We start from the raw sequence: 9,322 nt of genomic DNA, 5'->3' as shown, positions 1-9,322 counted from the left end.
GGCCGAAACCGTCGCCATCAGCCCCGCGACCTGCCATCGGCGCACCCAGCGCCTGTTCGAGGACGGCTTCATCGCCGCCGTCCGCGCCATGGTGGCGCCGAAGAAGGTGGCGAAGGGCACGCTGGTGATGGTCGGCGTCGTGCTGGACCGCTCGACGCCGGAAAGCTTCGCGATCTTCGAGCAGGCGATCGCCAAGCTGAAATTCGTGCTCGACTGCCATTTGGTCGCCGGGGATTTCGACTATTTCCTGAAGATCCGCGTCGGCGACATGGAGGATTTCAACCGTATCCATGGCGAGCAGCTGATCGCGCTGCCCGGCGTGCGCCAGACCCGCACCTTTTTCGTGATGAAGGAGGTCGTCGACAATGCGCCACTGGAGTTTTGAGCGGCGCGGACAGCGCGGCCCGTGGTAGTGAGAGGTACGCTGTCCAGGAATCGCTTGATGATGCCGATGCCCCCCTTCCGCCACCACGATCCGGCCGGACCGGCCTACCGGCGCGGCTGGGTCGACGAGGCCGTCGCCGCGATCGAGGCCGACCAGTGCCGCACGGCCGACACGCATTTGATCCGGCTGATCGTGCCGGCGCTATCAGGCATCGACATCTATCTGAAGGACGAGTCGACGCATCCGACCGGCAGCCTGAAGCACCGGCTGGCGCGCTCGCTGTTCCTCTACGCGCTCTGCAACGGCCACATCCGCGAAGGCACGCCCGTGGTCGAGGCCTCGTCGGGATCGACCGCGGTGTCGGAAGCCTATTTCGCGCAGATGATCGGCGTGCCCTTCTACGCCGTGATGCCGCGCACGACCTCGGCGGAGAAGATCGCCGCGATCGAGCATTATGGCGGCAACTGCCATCTGATCGACGATGGCCGCGCGCTCTATGCGGAGGCCGGCGCGCTCGCCGCCCGGCTGAACGGCCACTACATGGACCAGTTCACCTTCGCCGAGCGCGCCACCGATTGGCGCGGCAACAACAACATCGCCGAATCGATCTTCACGCAGTTGAAGGGCGAGCCGCACCCGTTGCCGGACTGGATCGTGATGGGCGCGGGCACCGGCGGCACCTCGGCGACCATCGGCCGCTATCTGCGCTATCGCCAGTATCCGTCCCGGCTGTGCGTCGCCGATGTCGAGCATTCCGCCTTCTTCGACTGCTTCCGCTCGCAGGACCGCTCTCGGACTTGCGAAAAACCTTCGCTGATCGAAGGCGTCGGCCGGCCGCGCTGCGAACCCTCCTTCGTGCCGGGCGTGGTCGACCGCATGATGAAGATCCCGGATGCGGCGTCGATCGCGGCGATGAACGTGCTGTCGCGCCGGCTGCGCCGCGCGGTCGGCGGTTCCACCGGCACCAATTTCCTGGCGCTGTGCCGGCTCGCCGCGGAGATGCGACAGGCGAACCAGACCGGATCATTGGTGACGCTGATCTGCGATTCCGGCGAGCGCTATCGGCAGACCTATTACGAGCCGGAATGGCTGAAGGCGCGCGGGCTCGATCCGGCGCCGGTCGAGGCGGCGTTGTCGTCGTTCCTCGAAACAGGCGAGCCCTTGAGGCTCGACGTCGACGACGTCGTCAATGCGCAAAGTGCATAATGCGCTGAGGCGATACGGCGGGCGCCAGTCACGGACGATCCTTGCCTTTGGGCCAGCGCGGACCACCCAGGCGCGTACAGTGGAGCAGATAGGGACCCTGTTCGCGCCATGCATCGGTCTTGGCAACCTCTTGCCATCCGCATTTTTCGGGATCTCGCTCAAAGTGCTTTGGTTTTGTTTCAATGAAAGGGCCTGTCTCCATTTCAATCTTGTCGATATTCCAATCGTAGACCAAGGCGGGCGCGCCGGGCTGGTGCGCATGACTTTCGAAGTAAAAGAATGGGTCTACTCCGATGAAGATTAGTCCTTCCAACCAGGCGTCCAGGCGAGCATTGTCAGGAGGCTTTCCGTCGCAATACATGAGCATGCCGGCGTCCAGTACCCACCAATCATCTTGTGCATGCACAACTTGGCCAACAACTTGGTAAGAACTCTCCACGATTTGCTTAAGTGATGGAGCTTTTTGGTCAAATCGACCGCACTTTGGAAGCGGGACTACCGGGTAGAATTCGAGCGCGAATGAGACGCTTGTCGCTTGAGCGAAATCGCCGTAGTTGCCGTCCTGAATAACCCAACTATCAAGTCCGACAATGAGATCGGTCATTCRATGACTCGTCGATAACCAATACTGGGACATAGCATGGTTGTGCGGACGTCTCTACACCACTTGTAAAATCGCACGACCGTCACGGCAACTTCACTTGCCTTGCATGCCTGTGCAAGCGACCGTCAGCCATTCTTAACGAGGAGACCCCCACCGTGCGCCTTCCCATTCTCGATCCGAAAGAGCTGACCGACGAACAGAAGCCGCTCTATGACGACATGCGGGCCGGCATCAAGGACCACTTCAAGGGTTTTGTGAACATGCGCGAGGACGGCGCGCTGCTCGGGCCCTGGAATCCCTGGATCCGCGAGCCGCGCTTCGGCAAGCCGGTGTGGGACCTGGTCAAGGCGATCGCGTCGAATCCGCTGCTGCCGGCAGCGGTGCGCGAGGTCGCGATCCTCGTCACCGGCTCGCATTTCCGCTCCGGCTACGAGCTCTATGCCCATGTGCTGGTCGCCGAGCAGCGCGGCCTCTCCGACGAGAAGCTCGCGACCATCGTGGCCGGACAGCGGCCGGTCGACCTGACCAAGCAGGAGGCGGTCGCCTATGACATGGCCTCCGCGCTGGTGAGCGGCGGCGTGCTGCCGGAGCTGACCTACCGGGCCGCAGTGAAGGAATTCGGCGAGCACGGTGCGGCCGAGCTGTCCTATCTCGTCGGCGTCTACTGCATGGTCTCGGTCACGCTCAACACGTTCGACGTGCCGGTGCCGGACTAGACGTGCGGTGCGATCACTCCGCCGCCTTGTTCATGGGCGGCGGCGGTCAGTTGCGCACGGCGTAAAGCGGCGTTCGCAGCGTCACCTGGTAGGACGGCTTCGGCATCCATGCAATCTGGGCAGTGATGCCGAACAGGCGGTTGTCGTTGTCGTCCATGCGATCGAGGTCGAGCCGCAGGATCGGCTGGGTGAAGGACTGCGCAAGCGCGCGGTTGACGCGCTGCGCGCCGCCGAACGACTGCACGCCGAGGCGGCCGGTGAACTTCCAGTTGCTTGGCCATTGGTAATAGCCGCCGGCATAGACGATCGTGTTCGGCCTGATCCTGGCGACCGAGCTGGCAATGTCGGTGGAGGTGTACTGCACGCCGGCAAGCCAGCCCCGCGTCTCGTCCTCGTCCAGCGCGTAGTCGAATTCCAGGATGTTGTTGAACGAATTCGTCATGCCGGGCTCGTTGGGCACCGACTGCGTCAGGGTGGATTGCAGCGTGATCGTCGGGATCCTCCCGCCGTTCTGCTGGTAGAGGTCGGCCTGCACGCCGATGTTCCAGCTCGTGATGTCGAACGTCGACCAGCCGCCGCCGATGTCCGTYGTCGTCCCGGACACGCCGCCATAGAGCGACACGCTATCGTTGACATCGACGGTCAGCGGCAGATCGACGGCAATCAATTTTGCAGCCGGCAATCCGTTCGGCAGCGCATCGCCTCTGCGCGCCGCCAGCGCCGCGAACGCGGCCGACAGCGATGTATTGCCGAAGCCGAGCCCGAGCGTTCCCGCCGGGATCGTCGCATAGGTCGTGCGCAGATCGAGATAGATGTTCGGAACAGCCGGCTTCGCGGCTGCGTCCTCGTCAGAGGCGAAGGCGCCGCCTGCCGACGCCATCAGGCAGACCAATCCGCTTGCGAAAGCGCGCCGCGCCGGGTGGGACGATTGGCTGCGATGAGACACGTGACGATCCGACGCGTGGCGCCCCGATGGCGGAACAGCTCGTTAGATGGAACGTGATCGTTGGGATGGTCAAGCGCTATCCGCAGGCGATGGACTGGGCGGATGTGCGCGGTTATTCTCGCGTGAACGCACTGACACACTCGCCCGCCAGAGTGCAGGCCGGACCATGAAGGACGACCGCCATGAATACGTCACGCCGCATCCTGCTCGCCGGAATCGCGGGGCTCGCCGTGGCTCCAGCCACCGTGGCCATCGCGACGCCGGCGCCCGTGACCGACGATACGACGGTGGCCGAAGAGCGCTTTGCTCGGATGATCGCGGCGGCACATGCGCCCGACGTCACCTGCACGCGCCAGGCCGAGCGCTACGCGGACGCGCATTGGCCGGAATACATCGTGGCGGCAAGAGCCGTGCTCGACGCGCGGGCGTAGTTCTTTCTTCCCCTCTCCCCCTGTGGGAGAGGGACATGGCGCCCCTCATTTCTCCACAGCCCGCCGCACCTGTTCGCCGATCTGCGATAGCACGAGCTGCGCCTGCGGCAGGATCGCGCCCATGGCGTGGAAATTGTGAACCATGCCATCGTGGCCGACATGCTCGACCGCGACGCCCGCGGCGAGCAGCTTGCGCGCATAGGCATTGCCTTCGTCGCGCATCGGATCGAACTCCGCGGTGTGGATGATCGCCGTCGGCAGGCCGGCAAGCCGCGTTGCGCGCAGGGGCGAGATGCGGGGGTCGGCGGCATCGACGCCGTCGGGCACATAGTCGGCGAGATCGGCCTCGATGGTGATGCGGTCGATCAGATGTCCCTCGGCAAATTCCTCGCGCGAAGGCGAGGTCTCCTCGAAATCCAGCACCGGGCAGATCAGGCATTGCGCGACGATCGAGAGGCCTGCGCTTTGCTGCGCCTCCTGGCATACGATCGCGGCTAGCGTCGCACCGGCAGAATCGCCGCCGACCACCAGCCGCTCGGCGTCGATGCCGAGCGAGGAGGCTTCGCGTGCGACCCATTCGGTGGCGGCGATCGCGTCGTCGACGGCGGCGGGGAATTTGTGCTCGGGCGCAAGCCGGTAGTCGACCGAGACCAGGCGGCAGCCGGTCACATGCGCAAGCCCGGCAGCGATGCGGTCGTGCGTGGCAATACTGCCGGCGACGAGGCCGCCGCCATGGAAGAACACGAAGCCCGGCGCGCGCTCCCCGGCGCTCGCGGGCACATAGAGGCGGTAGGGCAGTTCGCCGCCGGAGCCGGGCAGCGTACCGTCGGACGCCGTCACACCCGGCGCGTCAGCGCGCGCAAACTGCATCAGCTTCGCCAGCGACTGTCGCCGCGCCTCCACGCCCGGCCGGCTCCGCGCCTGCGGCGTCGCGGCAGCCATCATGGTCAACAAACGCTTTGCAAGCGGATCGAGCGGCATGGGGCCTCCGTAGCTTGGTCGGTACTATAACCGGTTTGCTCTGTCTTACCCCCTCCAGGGGAGGGTGAAAGCCCGCAGCAAATCGTTTAGAAATTGGGACAATAGTGCCTGGATATTTCCAAGGGGAGGCCGGTCATGGCCGAGATCAAGAAAGCCATCGAATATTCGCCGAGCTGGACCTTCTTCGAGGGCGAATGGCACGACGGCAACGTGCCGATCATGGGCCCGCGCACGCATGCCGCCTGGCTCGGCTCGGTCGTGTTCGACGGCGCGCGCGCGTTCGAGGGTGTTGCGCCCGATCTCGACCGTCACGTCGCCCGCGCCAATCAGTCCGCGATCAATTTTGGCCTGAAGCCGGTGGTCGATGCCGGCACCTGGCTCACGCTCGCAAAAGAAGGCATTGCGCGCTTCGGAGCCAATGCCGAGCTCTATGTCCGCCCGATGTATTGGGCGCAGAACGGTTCAGGCGGTGGCGTGCTGTTCGACCCCGAGACCACCAATTGGTGCCTGTGCATCTACGAGGCGCCGATGCCGAAGCCGGTCGGCAACGCGATCACGCTATCGCCGTTCCGCAGGCCGACGGCCGAATGCGCGCCGGTCGAGGCCAAGGCGGCCTGTCTCTATCCGAACAATTCGCGCGCGCTGGCGGAGGCCGCCTCGCGCGGCTTCCAGAACGCGCTGATGCTCGACATGCTCGGCAACGTCGCGGAGTTCGGCAATTCCAACGTGTTCATGGCCAAGGACGGCGTGGTCTACACGCCGGTGCCGAACGGCACCTTCCTCAACGGCATCACGCGCCAGCGCGTGATCGGCCTGCTCCGCGCCGACGGCGTCACCGTGGTCGAGAAGACGCTGCGCTATGCGGACTTCGTCGCCGCCGACGAGATCTTCTCCACCGGCAATTTCGCCAAGGTCGCGCCCGTGATCCGCATCGACGAGCGCGAGCTGAAACCGGGTCCGTTCTACACCAGGGCGCGCAAGCTCTATTGGGACTTTGCGCATGCGGTGAAGCTGGCGGCGTAGGCTCGCATACGCGCCAAGGACTCCGCTGTCATCGTCCGCGAAGGCGGACGATCCAGTATTCCAGAGGCAGCAGTGATTGATCCGATGGGCCGCGGCGTACTGGATGCCCCGCCGGAGCCTGTCATCGGGCTCGGCGAAGGCGAGACCCGGTGGCGGGGCATGACAGCTACCTCTTAGCCGCGCCTCCGAAACCGGCTGAACTGAAACGCCTGCGCCGAATTCCACGGCGTGTGATGTGTCTCGCTACGCGACTCGACCAGCGCGAACTCCGGCCCGAGCTCCGCTGAAAGACTCGCGCTGTCATGGCGCTGCACCGGCAGACCGCTGCATTTCTCCGGACCGTCGGGTGCGAACGTGGCGATGATGACGTGGCCGCCGTGCGCAACCGCCGACCGCAGGCGCTCGACATAGGCGGCCCTGTCGCGCGGATCGGTCAGGAAGTGGAATGCCGCGCGGTCGTGCCACACCTCGAAGCGTCGCGCCGGATGCCATGTCGTCACATCGGCGACGATCCAGTCGACCCCCGCGGCGGCCTGGCCGATTCGCTGCCTGGCTGCGTCGAGCGCATTGGCGGAGATGTCCAGCACGGCGAGGTCGCGATATCCCTCCTGCAACAGGCGATCGACCAGCCGCGACGCGCCGCCGCCGATATCGATGATGGCCGCGTCATGATCCGGATTCGCGGCCCTGATCATCTCGAGCGAGATCGCCGGGCTGTCCTGAAACCAGCTCACCTCGGCCTCGCCCTTGGTGGCGTAGACCTTGTCCCAATGGGTGCTGCGGTCGGACATGGCGGCTTCTCCAGCGTCGTCCTGGCGAAAGCCAGGACCTCCGCGCGAGCGCTTGCGCTCGTCGCAATTACCCCAGGAAGCAGTTTGGCGATGATTTGCCGTTCGGTACTGCTGTCGATCTTGACCGACAGATCACGCGGTATGCGTCCTGGCATTCGCCAGGACGACATTATGAAATGACTGGCGCAGAATCGCCAGGCAAACGCTCGCGGCAGGCGGCCGCGCTGAGGCGAACGAGAGGACTTACTCTTCCTTCTTCGACATCCGCTCGAGGCGCTCCTGCATCTCCTTCATCTGCTGGCGCAGATCGTCGATGTTGGCGTCCTTCGCCGGCTCGGCGGTCGCATCCGGCTCCGGCTCGGCGGCTGTCGCCGGGCGGCCTGGGACGAAGGGCTTGAACATCGAGAAAGTCTGCTGGAACAGCTCCATGTTGCGGCGGACCTGTTCCTCCAGCGGCGMAAACGGGGTTCCGGAGAGCGAGTTGGCGATCTGCTTGCGGAACTTCTCCTGCTCCTGGGTCAGCGTTGCGATCGACTGCTCCAGATATTTCGGCACCACCATCTGCATGCTGTCGCCGTAGAAGCGGATGAGCTGGCGCAGGAAGGTGGTCGGCAACAGGTTCTGGCCGGCCTTGTTCTCCTGCTCGAAGATGATCTGGGCGAGCACGGAGCGGGTGATGTCGTCGCCGGTCTTGGCGTCGTAGACCAGGAAATCTTCGCCGTCCTTGACCATGGCGGCGAGGTCTTCCAGCGTCACGTAAGTACTCGTTCCGGTGTTATAGAGCCGGCGGTTCGCGTATTTCTTGATGGTGGTGGGTTGGTCTGATTTCGCCATGGGCTCTCACTTGCAAACGCTGAGAACGGGAACCTGCAGGGCCAATGCCGCAGGGCGGGAAGAGTACGCAACGCAACAAAATAAGCATTTTCAACGGGCTCACGCTACCGTTTTGTGCGGCACGGTTAATTGCACAGCAAAAACGTGCTTGCGAAATCGCCAAGAACGCTATTTTGGATGCGCTGCGGCATGAATTCGGTCACCAGCCGATTGACATGCCTCAACGACGTTAACAGGATGCCGTTCGAGACTGGCGAGCCGTTTCCCAGCCCCGTCTGCCCCCTATCAACCCCAGGAGATGCCCATGTCAGACGATGTCGTCATCGTCAGCGCCGCCCGCACCCCGGTCGGAAGCTTCAACGGAGCGTTCGCGACCCTTCCCGCCCATGACCTCGGCGCCATCGCCATCAAGGCCGCGCTGGAGCGTGGTGGCATCGAGCCCGGCCGGGTTTCCGAAGTCATCATGGGCCAGATCCTGACCGCCGCTCAGGGCCAGAACCCGGCCCGCCAGGCCTCGATTGCCGCTGGCATTCCGGTCGAAAGCCCGGCCTGGGGCGTGAACCAGCTTTGCGGCTCGGGCCTGCGCACCGTCGCGCTCGGCTATCAGGCTCTGCTCAACGGAGATTCCGAGATCGTCGTCGCCGGCGGCCAGGAATCCATGAGCATGGCTCCGCACGCCCAGTACCTGCGCGGCGGCGTCAAGATGGGCCCGGTCGAGTTCGTCGACACCATGATCAAGGACGGCCTGTGGGATGCCTTCAACGGCTACCACATGGGCAACACCGCCGAGAACGTCGCGCGCCAGTGGCAGATCACCCGCGCCCAGCAGGACGAGTTCGCGGTCGCCTCGCAGCAGAAGGCCGAGGCCGCGCAGAAGGCCGGCAAGTTCAACGACGAGATCRTTCCCGTCACCATCAAGACCCGCAAGGGCGACATCGTCGTCAGCGCCGACGAATATCCGCGCCATGGTGCAACGCTCGACGGGATGGCGAAGCTCAAGCCAGCTTTCGAGAAGGAAGGCACGGTCACCGCCGGTTCGGCCTCCGGCATCAATGATGGCGCCGCCGCCGTTGTGCTGATGACCGCGAAGCAGGCTGCCAAGGAAGGCAAGAAGCCGCTCGCGCGCATCGTGTCGTGGGCGCAGGCCGGCGTCGATCCGAAGATCATGGGCTCTGGCCCGATCCCGGCCTCGCGTGCCGCGCTGAAGAAGGCCRGCTGGAATGTCGGCGACCTCGACCTGATCGAGGCCAACGAGGCCTTCGCGGCGCAGGCCTGTGCCGTCAACAAGGACCTCGGCTGGGACACCTCCAAGGTCAACGTCAACGGCGGCGCGATCGCGATCGGCCATCCGGTCGGCGCCTCCGGCGCGCGCGTGCTGGTGACGCTGCTGCATGAGATGCAGAAG

11 protein-coding genes are annotated in these 9,322 nt (G+C 64.6%); 6 read left to right on the top strand and 5 right to left on the bottom strand.

Going from position 1 to position 9,322, the window contains the following annotated elements; all coding sequences use genetic code 11:
- Together ACXJL8_RS24385 and ACXJL8_RS24380 are read left to right on the top strand one after the other, a co-directional pair.
- Window positions 1-385, top strand: a 385-nt coding sequence (locus ACXJL8_RS24385) for an Lrp/AsnC family transcriptional regulator (protein WP_456685724.1), incomplete at its 5' end; no start/stop codon positions are given.
- A gap of 57 nt (window positions 386-442) precedes the next feature.
- Window positions 443-1,591 carry a PLP-dependent cysteine synthase family protein gene (locus ACXJL8_RS24380; protein ID WP_456619998.1) on the top strand — a complete coding sequence of 383 codons (1,149 nt, stop codon included), beginning with the start codon at window positions 443-445 and terminating at the stop codon, window positions 1,589-1,591.
- A 28-nt stretch (window positions 1,592-1,619) separates the two neighbouring features.
- On the opposite strand, the gene ACXJL8_RS24375 is transcribed toward ACXJL8_RS24380, so the two are convergent.
- Entirely contained in the window at window positions 1,620-2,195 is a 576-nt protein-coding gene (locus tag ACXJL8_RS24375; protein WP_456619999.1) for a hypothetical protein, read from the bottom strand.
- A 155-nt stretch (window positions 2,196-2,350) separates the two neighbouring features.
- On the opposite strand from ACXJL8_RS24375, the gene ACXJL8_RS24370 reads away from it, so the two are divergent.
- Window positions 2,351-2,911, top strand: coding sequence for a carboxymuconolactone decarboxylase family protein (locus ACXJL8_RS24370; protein WP_456620000.1), 561 nt, complete (start codon window positions 2,351-2,353; stop codon window positions 2,909-2,911).
- 46 nt (window positions 2,912-2,957) lie between these two features.
- On the opposite strand, the gene ACXJL8_RS24365 is transcribed toward ACXJL8_RS24370, so the two are convergent.
- A complete protein-coding gene (locus tag ACXJL8_RS24365) occupies window positions 2,958-3,791 on the bottom strand; it encodes a hypothetical protein (RefSeq protein WP_456685723.1) in 834 nt (277 codons plus the stop codon).
- Between the two features lie 248 nt (window positions 3,792-4,039).
- On the opposite strand from ACXJL8_RS24365, the gene ACXJL8_RS24360 reads away from it, so the two are divergent.
- Window positions 4,040-4,288 carry a hypothetical protein gene (locus tag ACXJL8_RS24360; RefSeq protein WP_456620002.1) on the top strand — a complete coding sequence of 83 codons (249 nt, stop codon included), beginning with the start codon at window positions 4,040-4,042 and terminating at the stop codon, window positions 4,286-4,288.
- A gap of 45 nt (window positions 4,289-4,333) precedes the next feature.
- On the opposite strand, the gene ACXJL8_RS24355 is transcribed toward ACXJL8_RS24360, so the two are convergent.
- Window positions 4,334-5,269, bottom strand: coding sequence for an alpha/beta hydrolase (locus tag ACXJL8_RS24355; RefSeq protein WP_456685722.1), 936 nt, complete (start codon window positions 5,267-5,269; stop codon window positions 4,334-4,336).
- Between the two features lie 135 nt (window positions 5,270-5,404).
- Here ACXJL8_RS24355 and ACXJL8_RS24350 point away from each other — a divergent pair, with 135 nt between their 5' ends.
- Window positions 5,405-6,292, top strand: a complete 888-nt coding sequence (locus ACXJL8_RS24350; protein ID WP_456620004.1) for a branched-chain amino acid aminotransferase — start codon at window positions 5,405-5,407, stop codon at window positions 6,290-6,292.
- Window positions 6,293-6,465: 173 nt separating this feature from the next.
- Here the strand turns inward: ACXJL8_RS24350 and ACXJL8_RS24345 are convergent, their stop codons facing one another.
- Together ACXJL8_RS24345 and phaR are read right to left on the bottom strand one after the other, a co-directional pair.
- Window positions 6,466-7,083 carry a class I SAM-dependent methyltransferase gene (locus ACXJL8_RS24345; RefSeq protein WP_456620005.1) on the bottom strand — a complete coding sequence of 206 codons (618 nt, stop codon included), beginning with the start codon at window positions 7,081-7,083 and terminating at the stop codon, window positions 6,466-6,468.
- A gap of 243 nt (window positions 7,084-7,326) precedes the next feature.
- Window positions 7,327-7,917: a polyhydroxyalkanoate synthesis repressor PhaR gene (gene phaR / locus ACXJL8_RS24340; RefSeq protein WP_456685721.1), complete on the bottom strand. Its 591-nt coding sequence runs from the start codon at window positions 7,915-7,917 to the stop codon at window positions 7,327-7,329.
- Window positions 7,918-8,221: 304 nt separating this feature from the next.
- Here phaR and ACXJL8_RS24335 point away from each other — a divergent pair.
- Window positions 8,222-9,322: acetyl-CoA C-acetyltransferase (locus ACXJL8_RS24335; RefSeq protein ID WP_456685720.1), on the top strand; the 1,101-nt coding region annotated here is incomplete at its 3' end.

The organism is Bradyrhizobium sp. P5_C11_2, from assembly GCF_054049755.1.
Note: the sequence above shows the minus strand (reverse complement) of the source record. Positions and strands in the feature narration are given on the sequence as shown.

What these genes read in the sequence shown, in the direction of transcription:
- ACXJL8_RS24355 (WP_456685722.1), bottom strand. Translation starts at nt 5,269, where the DNA reads ATGCCGCTCGATCCGCTTGCAAAGCGTTTGTTGACCATGATGGCTGCC.
- ACXJL8_RS24380 (WP_456619998.1), top strand. Translation starts at nt 443, where the DNA reads ATGATGCCGATGCCCCCCTTCCGCCACCACGATCCGGCCGGACCGGCC.
- ACXJL8_RS24345 (WP_456620005.1), bottom strand. Translation starts at nt 7,083, where the DNA reads ATGTCCGACCGCAGCACCCATTGGGACAAGGTCTACGCCACCAAGGGC.
- ACXJL8_RS24360 (WP_456620002.1), top strand. Translation starts at nt 4,040, where the DNA reads ATGAATACGTCACGCCGCATCCTGCTCGCCGGAATCGCGGGGCTCGCC.
- ACXJL8_RS24375 (WP_456619999.1), bottom strand. Translation starts at nt 2,195, where the DNA reads ATGACCGATCTCATTGTCGGACTTGATAGTTGGGTTATTCAGGACGGC.
- ACXJL8_RS24350 (WP_456620004.1), top strand. Translation starts at nt 5,405, where the DNA reads ATGGCCGAGATCAAGAAAGCCATCGAATATTCGCCGAGCTGGACCTTC.